Below are 17,812 nucleotides of genomic sequence, written 5' to 3' on the forward strand. Positions count from 1 at the left end.
ATCGTGACCGGCCCGCGGCGCCAATAGGCTCCGCGATAAAGATACTGCCAGATATCCTCGGAATTGCGCGGGTCCATGCCGATAAGGCACGGAATCACATGGTCTTCCAGATAGCTGACAACCGCCTTTTCGCGGCCGTTGAGCGTCGCGTCGCCGATGCCGTAGACGCCCTGATCGGTCTCGATCTTGAGCGTGACGAAGTTGCGACCCGGGCAGGTGACGATGACGCGGGCGGAGGTGATTTTCATGGGAGCGGTGCTCATGGGGATAATGTTCCCGAATTGGTCTGCTTGTGCTAGAGAAGACTCTTGACCAATTTGAGTTGGCCTGTCAATTTCTAATTAAGCGGTAAGGCCATTTCGCGGAAGGTGACCTCAATGAATGATACCAGTCCAGTGCAGGCCAGTCCCACACAGGAACGCCTCTATCAGGACCTTGCGCGGCGTTTGATGGATGAACTTGTCAGCGGCCGCTATGAAGTGGGCGACCGACTGCCGGCCGAGCGCGAATTATCAGCGCAATTCAACGTCTCACGCCCCACCGTGCGCGAAGCGGTGATCGCCTTGGAAGTGCAGGGGCTGGTTGAGGTCCGCGTGGGTTCGGGCGCCTATGTCAAGCGCCTGCCCGGCAAGGGCGACATCCCCGGCTTCAACATTTCCGCCTTCGAACTGACCGAGGCGCGCCTGTTGTTCGAGGGCGAGGCCGCCGCGCTGGCCGCGACCACCATCACCGAGGAAGGTCTGGCAGAACTGGCCGCATTGGTCGAGGAGATCGAGAGCGAGAACAGCAACCCGCATGGCACGGAAAAGGCCGACCGCGCGTTCCATCTGGCCATCGCGCGGGCCACGCGCAATGCGGCCGTGGCCGAGGCGGTCGAGCGCCTCTGGTCCTTGCGCGCGGATTCGCCCGAGAGCGCGCTGCTGCACGAAAAGGCCCGCAGCGCCAACATCAAGCCCGTGGTCGAGGAGCACACCGCCGTCCTCGAAGCCCTGCGCGCCCGCGATCCCGCCGCCGCCCGCGCCGCCATGCGCACCCACCTCGCCTCCGTCCTCGACAGCCTCCTCTTCGCCACCGAGGAAAAGGCCATCGCCGAAGCTCGTCGCGCATCTCAGGCGCGAAGAGATCGGTATACTAAAGCTACCAGTTGAGCGTTGCATTCGGGCGGGGTGATTGTACGATATATGGATAGTAATTCCATATATCGGAGGATTCGTGACTCATCCCAACCGGCGTGAAGCCATCGCGGGGCTGGCCTTGGTGCCTTTGCTGAGCGGGGCTGCGGCCCCCGCATTGCGCATGGAGCAGGTGAGTATAAAGGCGCCGTTTCCGATGGAGCCGATTGCAGTGCCGGATTTCACTGCGGCGCCGCGCTTTTCGATCACCCGGTTCGGCGCGCGTCCTGCCGACCGGCGGCGCAACACGCAGGCCATCGCTCGCGCCGTGGCAGCGGCGAATAAGGTGCGCGGCGGGCGTGTGGTGGTCCCCGCCGGGACGTGGGATGTGGGCGGCATCCGCCTGCTCAGCCATGTCGATCTGCATCTGGAGGAGGGAGCGACCTTGCTTTTCTCGCCCGATCCGGCCGATTATCTGCCCCCGGTGTCCAGCAGTTGGGAGGGTGTGGAATGCATGAATTATGCCCCGCTGATCTATGCTTATGACTGCGAAAACATTGCCATTTCCGGGCATGGCAAGGTGCAGGCGCGCATGGATGTGTGGCAGCAGTGGGCTGCGCGGCCCAAGGCGCATCTCGACGCGCTGATCGCGCTTTACCAGATGGCGCGTTCAGGCGTTCCGACCGAACAGCGCGACATGACCAAAGGCCAGGCTCATCTGCGCCCGCAATTCATCCAGTTCAACCGTTGCCGCCATGCGTTGATCGAGGATATTTCAATTGAAAACAGCCCCTTCTGGACTGTGCACCTCTATCTTTCGCGCGACGTCGTGCTGCGCCGGGCCAATATCCGCGCGCGCGGCCATAACAATGACGGATGCGATCCGGAGATGAGCCAGAACGTGCTGATCGAGGATTGCCGCTTTGATCAGGGCGACGATGCGGTCTCCGTCAAATCGGGGCGTGAGGATGATGCATGGCGTCTGGCCACGCCCGCGCGCAACATTGTGGTGCGGCGATGCCATGTGCGCAACGGGCATCAATTGATGGCCATCGGCAGCGAGTTGTCGGGCGGGGTGGAGAATGTCTGGGTGGACCAATGCCGTGTGTTTCAGGAGGTGCGCGGCGAAACCAACAGCGATTTCAATAATCTGCTTTATATCAAGACCAATGAGCGGCGGGGCGGTTTTGTGCGCGCAATCCATATGACCAATATTGCCGCAGGGGCGATCAAGGGCGGGGTGCTCTCTATTGAGACGGATGTGCTGTATCAATGGCGCACTTTGCTGCCCACCTATCAGCGTCGGTTGACGCCGATTGAGGGCGTGCATGTGTCGGGCGTCAAGGTAGCCGGCGCGGGTTTTCGCGTGAACATTAAGGCCGAGCGCGAAGCGCCGGTGCGCGATGTCACGCTGTCCGACATTGCCGTTGAAGGCGCGGCCGGGACCACGCTCGACAATGTTATGCATTTTTCAGACCATTAAGGCCGCCAGCCAATCGCCGCACTGACATCGTCGGCGCATTGTTTGACCTTGTCGGCCAGATCGCCTGCAATGTCATCGGTCAGATAATGGGCGGCGCTGGCGATGCTGATGGCCACGCAGATCGCACCGCGCGCATTGCGCACCGGGGCGGCGATGGAGCGCACACCGTCGCCCAATTCGCTGTCATGGCGCACAAGGCCTTCTTCCTTGTAGGCGCGCATCCTTGTCAGGAAATCCTCCAGATCGGCCTCGGTCCCGCTGTCAGCGTGGGCTTGTTTCCAGAGCTTTTTCCAGCTGGCTTCGCTGTCATCCAGCATCAGTGCCTTGCCAAGGCCCGTCTCCGCAATCGGGCGGCGGTCTCCCGGCGCTGTGGCCACGCGCAGGCGCTGGCGCCCGGTCACGCGTTCGAGATGGCGCGACCAATTGCCTTCGCGGTTGCCGATGAAGACGCAAAATCCGGTCTGGGCCGATAGTGCCTCCATGCGGGGGCGGGCGATGCGGACATAATCAGTCTGCTCGCTGGCCAGCACTCCCAACTGCAGCAATTTTGGCCCCAGTGCAAAGCCGTCAGGCGTCACGGCCAGATAGTCGCGCGTGCGCAGCGCATGGGCCAGACGATGCGCGGTGGTGCGGTTCATGCCCAGTTTACGCGCCAGATCGACCGCGCGGATCGGCCCGTCGATTACCTCGTCCAGGATGTCGAGCGCGCGCATCAGCGTTTGCGCACCCTTTACGGTGTTGCTGTCCGGTGTGGTTTCCTGAGTGTCGTCGTCGGCCATGGGCTGCTTTTAGATCCTTTTGGCGCGAAAGCAATGCGGTGTGCGCAATGTGAAACATGGGGGCGGTGTGTGCAAAATGCAACAGGGGCGGATTTCCGTAAAAATTCATAGCAATGTCCCGCAATATGAAATTTGCTTGCAATATATGGATTGACGCGCTCACATATCGGACTTATCCATCATGCCAACGGGACGCCCGTTGCCGTAAATCCGGCAAGCAGAGGCAGGGCCCGCACATGGGATGATGGAGGGTACTTTGGGGCAGATTTCAGCACACTTGCGTCTGGCGACATCCGGGTTGGCGATCATCGTAGCAGGGCTTGCCGCCGGCGCGCAGGCTCAAACGCCGACAACGCCCGCGCCCGCCAAGGGTGATGAACAGACGATCATCGTCACCGGTTTCCGCACCTCGCTGGCCGCCGCGCTGAATGAAAAGCGCGCGTCGGCCGCCGCCATCGACACGATCAAGGCCGAGGACGTGGGCAAGTTTCCCGACTCCAACCTTGCCGAATCCATGCAGCGGGTGCCCGGTATCGCACTGGCGCGCGGCGATGGCGGCGAGGGCAAGAACATCTCGGTGCGTGGCCTTGGGGCGGCCTTCACCCGCGTTCGCCTGAACGGCATGGAAGGCACCGCGCAAACCGGTTCGTCCGACATTTACGGCGCGGGCAATACGGGCCGCAGCTTCGACTTCAACGTCTTCCCGACCGAGATTTTCTCCGAACTGGCCGTGCGCAAGACACCCTCGGCCGATGTGGAAGAAGGCTCATTGGGCGCGACAGTTGACCTTAAGGCCCCCCATCCGCTCGATTTCCACAAGACCTTTGTCGCCACCGTTTCGGCCAAGGGCGTGTGGAATGAGGTCAGCAAAAAGCTCGATCCGCGCTTCTCTGTACTGCTGTCCAAGCAGAATGAGGAGGGTACGTTCGGCGTGCTCGCCACGGCCAGCTATAGCCACCGCAACATCCGCGAAGTGGGCTATTCGGCGGTCAACATCCTGCCCACCTACGTCAATGGCGGCTTCTGCTCGCCGGTTGGCTATGCCACGCAGAACCCGGCCACCAATGCGGCCAAGGGCACGGATGCGGCCAATTGTTCGACCGGCAATCCGCGCACGGGGTCCACGGCGGCCTATAATCTGATCCAGTCGCTGACCGGCCCTTCGGGGCAGGCGGGCGGCGGCGTGTTCCTGCCGCGCATCCCGCGCTATCTTAATTCGCGTCAGGATGCAGAGCGTATGGGCGGTTCGCTCGCCCTGCAATGGAAGCCCGACGATGCCACGGAAATCACCTTCGACGCACTGTTCTCGCGCTATAAGGTGACGCGCTGGGACAATTATATCGACGCGCTCTCCTTTGCGCGCAACAGCAGCAACAATGGGCAGCCGATGGTGTCGGTGGTCGATCTCTCGGTCAAGCCCAATGGTTCGCTGCTCTATGGCCTGTTCAACGGGGTGGACCTGCGCTCGGAAAGCCTGCGCGACAAATTCACCACCACCTTCGGCCAAGCCAATCTGAACATCCATCACAAGTTCACCGACCATCTGACCATTGATGTGATGGCGGGCTATTCCAAGTCGATCTTTGACAATCCCGAGCGTCTGACGGTCAATCTGGATGCCATCGACACGCCCGGATATTCGATTGACTTCCGCGGCGGCGGTTCGATCCCGGTCATGAAATATGGCATCGACGTGTCGAACCCGGCCAATTTCAACTATGCGCCGGGCCGCGCGGACGGCACCGTGCTGGGCAATTTCAACACGCGCAATTGGAAGGTGACGACCGACAACTATACGTTCGAGGCCAATTCCACCTATGAATTCAACGATGCGTTCAAGCTGAAGGGCGGGGCGCAATATCGCCAGAGCGCATTCAAGAACCGCGTGCTGGGCGTGGCTCCCGCCAATCAGGCAACCACGGCGCTGCCCGCCGGCGCCTCGGTGGCCGATTTCACCTATCAGATCACGGGCCTCAACAATCTGCTGATCCCCGGCGCGCTTTCCAGCTTTATTGCCACCGATATCGACAAGTGGAAGCAGACCGTCGGCTTCAACAATTTCGCCTTCTGCGGCGTGGAATGCGGCAATGGCTCGCCCGAAGTGCGCGAAGAGGAAAAGTCGGCCTTCCTGATGGGGCAATTCAACCTGCCCGACACGCTGCCGATCCCGATCCGGGGTGACATTGGCGTGCGCTTCGTCAACACCACCCAGCACACGGTTGGTTATGTGCCGACCAATGCGGCGGCCGGTTCGGCCTATCCCACGGTGGCGATCCCGGCGATTGTGGACCGCTCGTATAATGACTGGCTGCCCTCGGCCAATCTGGTGCTGGAATTCACGCCGCATCTGCTGGGCCGATTGTCCGCGGCCAAGGTGATGAGCCGTCCGGAACTGGGCGTGTTGCCCTCGGGCGGATCGGTCAATGCCGTCACGCGCACGGCCACCATCGGCAACCCCTATCTCGACCCGATCCGCGCAACGACCTATGACGCGGCGCTGGAATGGTATTTCCGCCCCGGCTCGCTGCTTTCGGTGGCCTATTTCCACAAGGATATCAGCACCTACATCCAGTCGGTCAGCAGCCTCGTGCCCTATAACACGCTGGGCCTGCCCAATTCGCTGCTGACCACGGCGGGCACACAGCCGACCGATCTGTTCACCGTGACGCGCTCGGTCAACACCAAGGGCGGGCCGCTCAACGGGTTCGAGGTCAATCTGCAATTGCCCTTCACCTTCCTGCGCGGTTTTGCCAAGGACTTCGGTCTGCTGGCCAATTACACCCATGTTTCGTCCAAGGTGAATTACGTGCTGCAATCGAGCGGCGGCGCAGCCACGCTTTCGACCACGGCCAATCTGGTCAACATGTCGCCCGATACGGCCAGCGGCACGCTCTATTACGAAAACCGCAAGTTCAGCATTCGCGGCACGATCAACTATCGCGGCCCCTTCATCCGCCAGATCCCCTCGGGCGCAAATGACAGCGACATTCTGGGCAATCACGCCACGACCTTTGTGGACGCCTCGTTCAGCTACAATCTGATGAAGGACATCAAGTTCACCATCGAAGGTCAGAACCTGACCGATGAGCATAACACGCTCTATATAGACAGCGGCCGTCAGGATCCTTTGTTCAACACCCGCACGGGCCGCACGATCACCGTGGGCGTGAACGCCAAGTTCTAACAGTTCCTCCCTACACGCTCCCCCGCGTGTTTCGGGGCCGCCGGACGAGGCATCCGGCGGCCCTTTTTTTAATTCCCCAGCGGGCGTTGCGAAGAAGTCAGCGCACTGGGCGGGATGGCGACATTTTCCGGGCGGGCAGGATCGAAAGGGGCCGATGTGATATGCGGGGCCAGCGCAGGAATAGCGGCGCGGATGCCATCGGCGATGATGCGCGCGGTCATCCATGCGCCCCATGCGTTGTAATGCGTTTTGTCGCGGCCTTCGTCATTGAACATGGCCGGTGCGCGATCCGGCCCCAACGCTTCGTACAGAGTGACGCTGGCGCGGTTGAGGTCGATCAGGGGAACATGCATATCGGCGGCCATTTCCCGCATCACGGCCGGATAGTCGCCCAGCGAAGGGATGATCCGCCCGCCCGCATCGAAATTGCGCCGCTCCGGGCTGGTGACCAGAACCGGTGTGGCCCCCCGCCGCCGCGCCTCGGCCATATAGGCGTTGAGGTAAGCGTGGTAGGTGGTCCTCGCCTCGGCATAGGTCTGGGGCCATTGGGACTTTTGGTCGTTATGGCCGAACTGGATGAACAGATAATCGCCCGGTCTGATCAGGCTCAGCACCTTGTCCAGCCGCAGGTCGGCGAGGAAGGATTTGAGCGTCGCCCCGCTTTCGGCATAATTGGCCACCGCTACCGTATCATCCAGCATCAGCGGCAGGATCTGGCCCCAACTGGCGGTGGGCTCACGCGGGTGATCGGCCACCATGGAATCGCCGACGAGGAAGATGGTCGGCCCCTGCGCGGGTTCGACTGTCACGGATCGCACGGCGCGCGCGCCCAGAAACTCCAGCGTCAGCCGGTCGTCCCAGTTGCGTTGCGCCGCCTGATCGGGACGCAGGCGGACATGATCGCCCCCCGGCGCATTTTCGGGCACCGCGCCAAGGCTCGCATTGTGAACATGGACGATAAAGCGCCGGGTCATGCTTTGCCCCCGTGCTGTGGCGACGTTCAGCACCATGAGGCGACGGTTCTCGGCCTTGACCGTGGTTTGGCCTGCGCTTTTGTCGCTGCCCAGATCGAGCGTGATGCGCCAGTTGCCCTCGGGCACAGGCAGGGACAGGGCGCCATCGCTTTCATAGCCGGCCCCATCATAACCATCGGCGCCGGGGGTATAGGGCGCGCCGGGCGCAATCGCGCTTTCCCCGCTGCGCGCCGGGCCGTCGAGGCGCCACACGCGCGCGGTTTGAGCATGGGCGGGCGGGGGCATCATGCCGGCGCCCATTGCGGCCAGAAGCAGGGACAATCGTGCCATGGAACAAACATCTCCTTACCCATCTTGATTTTCTATATGTGAAATCTATTCTCACAATGTACGTAACATAAAGGTCAGGGAGAGACCATGATTCGTCGTTCCATCCGCCTACTGGCGTCCGCTGCACTGATGTTGGTCACAACGCCCGCGCTTCATGCCCAAACCCCCGCCGCCCTGCATGGCGAGAGCGCTGGTCCCACCATCGATCCGCGCATCTTCAGTCAGTTTGCCGAACATCTGGGCTATGGCATTTATGGCGGGATCTGGGTCGGGCCGGAATCGAAAATTCCCAATATCAAGGGCTATCGCCGCGATGTGGTCGAGGCGCTGCGGGCGCTGCATGTGCCGCTGGTGCGCTGGCCGGGCGGGTGCTTTGCCGACGAATATCACTGGCGCGACGGGATCGGCCCGCGCGCGAAACGCCCGGTCAAGATCAACACCCACTGGGGCGGCGTGACCGAGCCCAACACATTCGGCACGCATGAATTCATGGACTTTGCCGAGCTGATCGGCGCCGAAGCCTATGTCTCGGGCAATGTGGGCAGCGCGCCCGCCGGAGAGATGGAGGAATGGGTGCAATATATCACTGCTCCACAAGGCACTCTGGCCGAGGAACGCGCGCGCAATGGGCGCAAGGAGCCGTGGAAGCTGCCCTATTTCGGCATCGGCAATGAACTCTGGGGCTGCGGCGGCAATATGAAGGCGGACTATGCCGCCGATGTCACGCGCCGCTATGCCACTTTCGTCAAAGTGCCCTTTGGCACCAAGATCCAGAAAATCGCCAGCGGCGCCAATGGCCCGGATTATAACTGGACCGAGGTGATGATGCGCGAGGCGGGCGGCCTGATCAACGGCATCGGCCTGCATTATTACACCATTCCGGGCGATTGGAAATCAAAGGGTTCGGCCAGCGATTTTACCGAAACCGACTATGCCCGCACCATGGCCAAGACGTGGAAGATGGAGGAATTGCTGACCAGGCACTCCGCCGTCATGGACAAATATGACCCGGCGCGGCGGGTCAATCTGGCGGTGGATGAATGGGGCATCTGGACCGATGTGGAGCCGGGCACCAATCCCGGTTTCCTCTATCAGCAGAACTCCTTGCGCGATGCCTTGCTGGCGGGGGTGAACATCAACCTGTTCATCCGCCATGCCGACCGCGTGCGCATGACCAACATTGCCCAGATGGTGAACGTGCTCCAGTCGATGATCCTGACCAAGGACGCGCAGATGGTGCTGACGCCCACCTATCATGTGTTCGACATGTATCGCGGATTTCAGGACGCGACCGCCCTGCCGCTCGATCTGCCCAAGGTTTGGTATGGGCGCGACGAATGGGTGTCGCCCGCGCTCCATGGCGCGGCGGCACGGGGCAAGGATGGGGCGGTGCATGTGGCTCTCGTCAACATCGATCCGGGCAAGGCGCAGCATCTGGAAATCGCGCTGTCCGGCGTCCAATCCACCCGCGTTTCGGGGCGCATCCTGACTTCCGAACGGGTTCAGGATGTGAACGATTTTGCCAATGGTGCGCGGGTGCATCCGGTGGCCTTTACCGGGGCCTCGGTTGCCAATGGAAAGCTGGTGGTCGATCTGCCCGCCAAATCGCTGGTCGTGCTGGACCTGCCGTGATCGCGGATCTGGGCGCTTTTGCCGATGGGCGCAGCCTTGCCCATGGCGCGATCAATGCTGCCATCGCCGCCATGCATCAGCGTGGCGGCGGGGTGGTGGAGCTGCCTGCGGGCCGCTTCCTCTGCTTCTCGATACGCCTGCTTTCCGGCGTCCGGCTGCATCTGGGTGAGGGGACGGTGATTGAGGCGGCCGACCCCGCGCGCCACGGCGGGGCCTATGATGCGCCGGAGGACAATGGGCCGCAGCTCTATCAGGATTTCGGCCACAGCCATTGGTGCAACAGCCTGATCTGGGCCATTGGCCAGCATGACATTGCCATCACCGGGCCGGGCCGGATCGAGGGGCGGGGCCTTACCCGCAACGGCCCCGGTTCGCTCTGGCGCGCGCAGGCGGGTGAAAGGCCGCTCTCGATGGCGGCGATGAGCGAGGCCGAAGTCGGTGCGCTGGAGCAGAGCCATGCCGCGATGCGCGGCCTCGGCAACAAGGCGATAGGGTTGCGTGAATGCCGCCATGTCGAACTGTCGGGCTTTACCATCGCGGGGGGCGGGCATTTCGCCGTGCTCGCCACCGGATGCACCGATATGGCGATCCGCCACCTGTCCATCGACACCGAGCGGGATGGGATCGACCTTGACTGCGTCTCGCGCTGCGTGGTCGAACATTGCCGGGTGAACAGCCCCAATGACGATGCCATCGTGGTCAAAACCAGCCTTGGCCTTGGGCGGATCACGCCATCGGAGGATATCTCCATCCGCCATTGCACGGTCTCGGGCTATGACCTTGGCACGATGCTGGACGGCACGCGCGCGCGCGCGCAAGAATTCGCTCCCGACCGCGACCGGGTGACAGGCCGGATCAAGATCGGCACCGAAACCAATGGCGACATTCGCCGTATCACCATCAAGGATTGCCTGTTTGAACGCAGCCGGGGGCTGGCCATCGAATGCGTTGATGGCGCCACGGTTGAGGATATTACCGCCCGTCGCCTGACCATGCAGGAGGTGACCACCGCGCCGATTTTCCTGCGTCTGGGCGCGCGGCTGCGCGGGCCGGAGGAGACGCGGATCGGGGCGCTGCGCCGGGTGGAGATCAGCCAGATCCGCGCCGAGGGGATCGCCCACGAATTCCCTGCGATCCTGGCGGGCTTGCCCGGTCATCCGGTGCAGCAGGTGGTGCTGCGCGACATCGACCTGAGTTTTGAGGGCGGCGGTACGGCGCAGGACGCTGCCCGCCGACCTCCGCAGGTCGCCAATGCCTATCCCGAACCCAGCATGTTCGGCGTGCTGCCTGCATGGGCGTTGTGGATGCGCGATGTTCAGGATGTGACCATCGAACGTTTCAACGCCTGCCATGCCGGGGACGAGGCCCGCCCGCCGGTGATTGTGCAGGATGCGCAGGGCCTGAATCTGCGGGAAATGCCGCTTTGGCAGCCCGTCTGACCCATTTGGGCGATTGACGGCGATCCGACCTCTGTGTATCACAATAAGCAACAAATGTGCATAATGCGGGATTTTGGAGAGGCCAGTGCAAAGGTTCGCATTCCGGATGCAATTGAAGCCCGGCATGGTCGGGGAATATCGGAAACGCCATGACGAGATCTGGCCCGAGCTGGTCGATCTGCTGCATGAGGCGGGGATCAGCGACTATTCGATCTTTCTGGATGAGACCACGCTGGCGCTCTTTGCCGTGCTGCGGCTGGCCGAGGAGAACAGGCGCGAGAGCCTGCCCGATGAGCCGGTGATGAAACTGTGGTGGGCCGCGATGGCGCCGTTGATGGAGGTCGAGTTCGACAATCGCCCGCGCGAATGGCCGCTGGTGCCGATGTTTCACATGGCCTGATGGGGGTGGCGATGCGTTCTTGCTTGCTGGCCGGCGTTGCCGCGCTGATCGCTGTTCCGGCCATGGCGCAGGAGGCGCGCCCGACGGTCAATATGAAGGCTCCGGTCAAGAGTTTTGGCCGCGTGTCTTTCGATGGCCGCTCGCTGATGATTGATGGCAAACGCACGCCGATCTGGGCCGCCGAATTTCACCCTTATCGCCTGCCAAGCCCCGACCTGTGGCGCGATGTCCTGCAAAAGCTGAAGGCCAGCGGGTTCAACACCGTCACCTTCTATTTCGACTGGTCCTATCACAGCCCCAAACAGGGCGAGCTGGATTTCACCGGCATCCGCGACATGGAACGCGCCATCACCATGGCGGGCGAGGAGGGGCTGTATGTCATCACCCGCGTGGGTCCCTATGTGAACGCGGAATTGGCGCGGGGGGGCTTCCCCGGTTGGCTGAACAACCAGCGGGCGCGGGCAAGGACCGACGATCCGGACTATCTGAAAGCCGCCGATGAATGGCTGGCGGCCATCGACGCGATCGTGGCGCGCCATCAGATCAATGGCGCAAAAGGCCCCGTCATCCTGCATCAGATCGAGAACGAACTTTCCCAGACCAGCCCGGCCCATCGCCGCTATATGGACCACCTCTATGCCGTGACGCGTGAGCATGGCATCACCGTGCCGATTTTTCACAATGATCCGGGCCGCAATGGCAATTGGGTGCCAGATGGCTCGCCGGTTTCGGGCGTGGTTCATGGTCCGGTCGATATGTATGCCTTTGACGGCTATCCCGGCGGCACCTGCTCAGCGCAGGGGAAAATCGCGCGCGGCAATGGCGCGCCCGATTGGGGATATTACGGCATCGGCGGGGCCAAAGGCGGGGCGTCCGCATCGCCCGATACGCCGGGGTTCCTTGCGGAAATCGGCGGAGGCTGGTTCGACTATTGGGGCTCGGACGGGATCTATGCCTGCAATGCCGGACAGACCGGGCCGAGCTATGGCCGCCTGTTCTACGGCACCAATTTCGTCAACGGCATCGGCCTGCAAAGCATCTATATGGGCTATGGCGGCACCTCATGGGGCTGGCTGCCGGCACCCGTGGTGTTCACCTCCTATGACTATGGCGCGGCCATTGCCGAGGACCGATCCCTGCGTGAAAAAGCCTTGGCGTTGAAGCCTATCGGCGGCACTCTTGCGGCCGTGCCCGAGATTGCCGCGATGGTCCCGGCGGACAAATTGACGCCTTCCTCGGAGGCCATCCGCCTCTATCACAATCGTAGCCCCGAAACGGACGCCCGCCTGATCCTTGCTGCGCATCAGCCGGGGCATTTGACGCAGGACACCAGCTTTACCTTTGCCGCCGATCTGCCCGATGGGCATTATCAGATGCCGCAGGTTCGCCTCAATGGCTATGACGCCAAATGGATCGTGGCCGGGGTCAATGTCGCGGGGCAGCGGGTGGTTTACACCACCAGCCAGATCCAGACCGCGCGTGATGGCTTGCTCTTGCTGATCGGCCGCGCTGGCGAGGGGGGGCGAACCGTGCTGCGCTATACCAGCAAACCCGCGGTCAAGGCGCCCGATGGCGTTGCAGCATCATGGGATGCATCGCGCGGCGATCTGACGCTGGATTACACCCATGGCGCGTTGTCCACGGTGGAGATCAGCGGGGGCGGGCGGCCTGCGCTGACGCTCCTGCTGGGCGATGATGCGGCGGGCGGAGCGTGCTGGGATGCCGATGGCGTGCTGGCCTGCGGGCCTGCGCTGTTGCGCCATGCGCGCGCCAAGGGCGGGACGCTGGCGCTGATCGGCGATACGGTTGTGTCTGCTCCCTTGCGCGTGTGGAGCAAACAAACACGCATCACATGGAACGGCATCCCTGTGGCGATGCGGCAGGCAGCGGGCGGATCGTTTGAATCCATCGCGCCCATTCCCGGACCGGCCCCCATCGCGCTGCCCGCGCTATCCGACTGGCGCATGGCCGAAGGCACGCCTGAGGCCACCCCCGCTTTCGACGACAGCGCATGGCAGGCCATCGACCACCGCGCCGACGCCAGCCAGAGCCAGAAGCCCGCCGGTCAGCCCACGCTGACCATGGACCCCTATGGTTTCCACGAGGGCGATGTCTGGTATCGCGCCCATTTCAGCGGCGACCAGCGGGCCCAGCGGCTCAGCCTGACCTATGGCGCGGGCGGGGCAGGGATGGTGCAGGTGTTCCTCGATGGCCGGTTGATCGGTCAGCAGGACCTGCCCGCCGCCATGCCGCGCCCGATCACCACGGGCAATATCACCATTGCCATGCCCGATGCGGCGCGCACGCCCGGCGATCATGTCCTGTCCGTCATGGTGCGCAACAATGGTCATAACTGGGACCTGACCGCGATGGATGAGCATAAGGAGGGGCGGGGCCTGATCGCCGCCTCGCTCGAACCGCTGACGGGGCCTGCCTTTGCCGTGACGCTGAACTGGCGGATACAGGGCCGCAGCGGAGGTGAGGATTTTGCCGACCGCGCGCGCGGTACGCCCAACAATGGCGGGCAATATGGCGAGCGGATGGGCTGGCATCTGCCCGGTTTCGACGATCATGCCTGGCGCGCGACCGGCGCCGCTTTGCCGCAGGGCGGGGCGGGAACGAACTGGTATCGCACCCATGTCACGCTCAATGTGCCGCGCGGACAGGACGCCACCATCGGCATCGCGTTTGGCGACACCACCAAACCGCGTTCATCCGCCCAATACCGGGTGCTGATCTTTGTCAACGGCTGGAACATGGGGCAATTCATCGCCCATGTCGGGCCGCAGCGGATCTTTCCGATCCCCGAAGGCATCCTAAACCATCATGGGGCCAATACCATCGCCCTTGCCGTCACCAGCGACGGCGCACCGGCCAATGCGCCCGAGAATGTGCGCCTCGTCACCTTGCAAAATCGCCGCAGCGGGCTGGAGGTGGCGCAAGTGGCCGCCCCCGCCGGCCTTGCGCCAACCCATTGATCCATGGAGAATACAGTGTCCGCAACTCTTCCTGCACGCGCCGATCTGATCGGGCTGATCCATCGCCTGATGGACAATCTGATTTCGATCCATGATGAAACCGGCGAATTCCTTCTGCGGCTTGAGGATGGCCGCGTGATCGACACCAAGGGCTGGAACGGTTGGGAATGGACCCATGGTATCGGCCTGTTCGGCATGTGGCGCTATTATCAGCAGACCGGCGATGACAAGGCGCTGACCATCATCCGCCAGTGGTTTGACGATCAATTGCCGCGCGGCACGACCAAGAATATCAACACCGTCTCGCCCTTCCTCACGCTCTCCTATCTCTATGAGCGCGAGCCGAATGCCGAATGGCTGGCCCAAATTCAGGAGTGGGCCGACTGGCTGATGGCGCCTGATGGCCTGCCCAAGACCGAGGAGGGCGGTTTTCAGCACATCGTCTATAATGACGAAAACCCCGGCGAGATGTGGGACGATACGCTGATGATGTCGGTCCTGCCGCTGGCGCGCTTTGGCCTGTTGCTGGATCGCCCCGATTATGTCGAGGAGGCCAAGCGCCAGTTCCTCGTCCATATCAAATATCTGTTCGATACCAAGACCGGCCTGTGGTTCCATGGCTGGGACTTCAACGGACGGCATAATTTCGCGGGCGCTCTGTGGGCGCGGGGCAATTGCTGGATCACGATTGCTATCCCTGAAATCATCGAATTGCTGGGCCTGCCCGAGGGGGATGCGTTTCGTACCTTCCTCGTTGATACGCTGGCCGCGCAGGTGAAAACGCTGGCCGCGACGCAGGCGGACAATGGCCTGTGGCATACGCTGGTGATGGACCCGACCTCATACCTTGAGGCCTCGGCCACGGCGGGTTTTGCCTATGGCATCCTCAAGGCTGTGCGCATGGGCCTGCTTCCCGCCGAATATGAGGCGGTGGGTCTGAAAGCCGTGCAGGGCGTGATCGAGCATATCAACCCGGAGGGCGAATTGACGCAGGTGTCTTTCGGCACGGCGATGGGCGACACGATGCAGTTCTATAAGGATATTGCGCTGACCTCGATGCCCTATGGGCAATCGCTGGCCATCTGCGCTTTGGCCGAGGCGCTGCATCGGCGTTAAGCGTAAGGCGCGCAAAGAAAAAGGGGCGGTGGACCTTGGTTGGTCCGCCGCCCCTTTGCGTTTGGGCCTTCAATGACAGGCGTATTTGCCCAAGGGTGTTGTGCGCTCCAGATCGGGCCGCTGCGCCAGCACGGCTTTGGCGGCGGGTACGGACAGGCCCGAGAGCTGTTCGGCCACCAGATCGGCCATGGTCCGCGCGCCAACCTCTGTAAAATGCGTGTCATCCTTGAGCCCGGCGGCAAAGGCGGGATAGGCGCCGGGCGCTAGGTTCATGTAATAGACAACCGCTCTATCCGCCCCCATCCGGTCGAGCAGATTGCGCGATGCCCCCTCCAGATCAATCAAAGGCGTGGCCGTGGTCGCGGCCAGTTCGCGCATCACGGCGGAATATTCGGCAAAATCGGCCCGCGCCTTGCCTGCCGTGTCAAAGGATCGCCGCGCCACCGGCGTCACCAGCACCGGGAAGGCTCCATGTCCGCGCGTTTCCCAGATGAAGCGCAGCAGATTGTCGCGATACATCGCCGGATCGGCAAAGCGCTCGGGCTTGGCCTTGGTGGCGTCATTGTGGCCGAACTGGATCAGCACGGTGTCGCCGGGGCGCACTTCACTCATCATCCGGTCCCATCGGCCTTCGTTGATGAAGCTCTTGGTCGATCGCCCGCCGATGGCGCGATTAATCACTAAAGCATCTCCCGACAGGCCGCAGGCGAGGAATTGTCCCCAGCCGCCCTGCGGATAGCGTTCGGCGGCATAGGTCTGGACCGTGGAATCGCCCGCGATCAGGATGCGCGCCGGTTCGGGTTTGGGCGCAGGTTTAGGCGTGGCCGCCACCGACAGGCTGGCGGCGGCCAGCAGCAACAGATGCTTCACAATTTTCCTCCCACCGGATTGTTGCCCCACAGGCGTTCGTATTCCCAGCCTGTCAGGTCCTGAACCACATCGCGGGCGGTGGGCGAAGTCGGCTCGCGCCCGCCCCCGCGCAGATGTTCGATCTCGCCCATCAGCACATCATGCGTGGCGCGGCTGAGGCGGAAACGGGCCGAAACGGCCACGCCAAAGCCCAGCATCACCCATGTGCCTATGCCCATTACCAGCACCAGCGTCAGCACCGCGCCGTGGCTCTGCACATCGGCCTTGGGGGCAAATCCGCCTGCGTCCATCAACAATCCCACCAGCGCCACGGCGGCGGCCTGCGTGGCCTTGCGGATAAAGGTCATCACGCCCGCAAAGGAGCCTTCGCGGCGGCGGCCCGTGACGATCTCGTCCACATCAGCCATGTAATTATAGGTAGCCCACGGAATGTAATTGAGCGCCCCGCGCCCAAGGCCGACCAGCCCCATGCCGATCCAGATCCAGCCCGATGTGACCGGCAGCCCCGCCCACCACAGGCCGATCAGCGCCGCCACGCCCAGCGCAAAGCACACCGCCGCCATGCGATAAGCCCGCGAAGGGCTGGAGCGCAGTGCCATGCGAATGGCGATCATCACCGCAAAGAGCTGGACGATATACATCGTCCCCAGCAGGCCCGATGCCACCTGCGTCGATCCGGCCAGAGCGAAGATGACAAAGAAGGTGAAGGCCGCGTTGAAAATGTCCTGCGAGATATAGCCGCCCAGATACATGCCCAGATGGAGCCGGAACGCCCGGATGCGCAGCGTCGAGGACAGGTTGCGCCACAGATGGAGCAGCGGGGATCCGGCGGCGGGCCGGGGCGGGACGGGGCGCTGCCGCTCCCAGCTGAAGGCATAGAGGAAACCGGCCGTCGCCATGAACAAGGCGGCAAAGATTGCGCCCATGATGAGGAACGTGTTTGCGCTGTCGCGCCCCAGCCAGTTGATCAGCCAGAGCGGCAGAAAACCCGCCAGAATGGCCGACCCTTGCGCAAACAGGATGCGCACCCCGGCCAGCCGCGCCTTGGTGGCAAAATCGCTGGCCATTTCGGCTGCCAGCGTTTCATAGGGGATGATCTCCAGCGCATAGGTCAGCTCGAACAGCACATAGGAGACGAGATAGTACCAAAAGGTCTGACCCGGCAGCCACATCAGCGCGAAACTGGGCAGCAGGGGAATAGCGGCCAGCACGAAAAACCGCCGCCGCCCGAACCTTTGACCCAGCCAGTGCCGGTCGAAATGGTCCGAAATATGCCCAATCGTGGGCGAGACAAAGGCGTCGAGAATGCGCGCCACGGCAAAGATCAGCGCGGCCTGTCCGGCGGACAATCCGCAGAATCGCGTGTAGAAGATCAGCACCCATGCCGAGATCACCGCCATCGACCCCGCGCCCAGCACGTCATTCGCGCCATAGGCCAGGTAATTGACCAATCGGACCGGTCTTGCCGCCGGTTGCGTCATCACGCCATCCTTTTCCCTTGGGGCCGATTGGCGT

The 17,812-nt window shown here is 62.6% G+C and carries 12 protein-coding genes and 1 pseudogene; 8 read left to right on the top strand and 5 right to left on the bottom strand.

Annotation, left to right across the window (positions count from 1 at the left end; translation table 11 throughout):
• Positions 1 to 248 (bottom strand): annotated as a pseudogene (locus FHW96_RS12020) (bifunctional D-altronate/D-mannonate dehydratase); the annotation flags it as partial.
• Between the two features lie 129 nt (positions 249 to 377).
• On the opposite strand from FHW96_RS12020, the gene FHW96_RS12025 reads away from it, so the two are divergent.
• Positions 378 to 1,148, top strand: coding sequence for a FadR/GntR family transcriptional regulator (locus FHW96_RS12025; protein WP_172340828.1), 771 nt, complete (start codon positions 378 to 380; stop codon positions 1,146 to 1,148).
• A gap of 64 nt (positions 1,149 to 1,212) precedes the next feature.
• Positions 1,213 to 2,595, top strand: coding sequence for a glycoside hydrolase family 28 protein (locus FHW96_RS12030; RefSeq protein WP_371815698.1), 1,383 nt, complete (start codon positions 1,213 to 1,215; stop codon positions 2,593 to 2,595).
• Here the strand turns inward: FHW96_RS12030 and FHW96_RS12035 are convergent.
• Entirely contained in the window at positions 2,592 to 3,374 is a 783-nt protein-coding gene (locus tag FHW96_RS12035; RefSeq protein ID WP_253950907.1) for an IclR family transcriptional regulator, read from the bottom strand. The genes FHW96_RS12030 and FHW96_RS12035 overlap by 4 nt on opposite strands.
• Positions 3,375 to 3,672: 298 nt before the next feature.
• Between FHW96_RS12035 and FHW96_RS12040 the strand changes: the two genes are divergently transcribed.
• The gene (locus tag FHW96_RS12040) at positions 3,673 to 6,558 is read left to right on the top strand and encodes a TonB-dependent receptor (protein WP_253950908.1); all 2,886 of its coding nucleotides are present in this window, start codon (positions 3,673 to 3,675) and stop codon (positions 6,556 to 6,558) included.
• A gap of 68 nt (positions 6,559 to 6,626) precedes the next feature.
• Here the strand turns inward: FHW96_RS12040 and FHW96_RS12045 are convergent, their stop codons facing one another.
• Positions 6,627 to 7,862 carry a rhamnogalacturonan acetylesterase gene (locus FHW96_RS12045; RefSeq protein ID WP_253950909.1) on the bottom strand — a complete coding sequence of 412 codons (1,236 nt, stop codon included), beginning with the start codon at positions 7,860 to 7,862 and terminating at the stop codon, positions 6,627 to 6,629.
• 87 nt (positions 7,863 to 7,949) lie between these two features.
• Between FHW96_RS12045 and FHW96_RS12050 the strand changes: the two genes are divergently transcribed.
• The 5 genes from FHW96_RS12050 to FHW96_RS12070 all read left to right on the top strand — a co-directional run bounded on the left by FHW96_RS12050 (position 7,950) and on the right by FHW96_RS12070 (position 15,427).
• The gene (locus FHW96_RS12050) at positions 7,950 to 9,494 is read left to right on the top strand and encodes an alpha-N-arabinofuranosidase (protein WP_172340829.1); all 1,545 of its coding nucleotides are present in this window, start codon (positions 7,950 to 7,952) and stop codon (positions 9,492 to 9,494) included.
• Positions 9,491 to 10,933 carry a glycoside hydrolase family 28 protein gene (locus FHW96_RS12055; RefSeq protein WP_172340830.1) on the top strand — a complete coding sequence of 481 codons (1,443 nt, stop codon included), beginning with the start codon at positions 9,491 to 9,493 and terminating at the stop codon, positions 10,931 to 10,933. Before FHW96_RS12050 ends, FHW96_RS12055 begins: the two co-directional genes overlap by 4 nt.
• A gap of 85 nt (positions 10,934 to 11,018) precedes the next feature.
• Positions 11,019 to 11,333, top strand: a complete 315-nt coding sequence (locus FHW96_RS12060) for an L-rhamnose mutarotase (RefSeq protein WP_172340831.1) — start codon at positions 11,019 to 11,021, stop codon at positions 11,331 to 11,333.
• An 11-nt stretch (positions 11,334 to 11,344) separates the two neighbouring features.
• Positions 11,345 to 14,311, top strand: a complete 2,967-nt coding sequence (locus tag FHW96_RS12065; RefSeq protein WP_172340832.1) for a beta-galactosidase — start codon at positions 11,345 to 11,347, stop codon at positions 14,309 to 14,311.
• Positions 14,312 to 14,380: 69 nt separating this feature from the next.
• Entirely contained in the window at positions 14,381 to 15,427 is a 1,047-nt protein-coding gene (locus FHW96_RS12070) for a glycoside hydrolase family 105 protein (protein WP_253950930.1), read from the top strand.
• 69 nt (positions 15,428 to 15,496) lie between these two features.
• Here the strand turns inward: FHW96_RS12070 and FHW96_RS12075 are convergent, their stop codons facing one another.
• Complete coding sequence (locus tag FHW96_RS12075) at positions 15,497 to 16,297, bottom strand: rhamnogalacturonan acetylesterase (protein WP_371815699.1); 801 nt, start codon at positions 16,295 to 16,297, stop codon at positions 15,497 to 15,499.
• Positions 16,294 to 17,778 (bottom strand): MFS transporter, encoded by a 1,485-nt coding sequence (locus FHW96_RS12080; RefSeq protein WP_172340834.1) that lies wholly within the window; start codon positions 17,776 to 17,778, stop codon positions 16,294 to 16,296. Before FHW96_RS12080 ends, FHW96_RS12075 begins: the two co-directional genes overlap by 4 nt.
• Between the last annotated feature and the right edge of the window lie 34 nt (positions 17,779 to 17,812).

Origin of the sequence: Novosphingobium sp. SG751A (assembly GCF_013149295.1) — a bacterium.
Lineage (GTDB): Bacteria > Pseudomonadota > Alphaproteobacteria > Sphingomonadales > Sphingomonadaceae > Novosphingobium.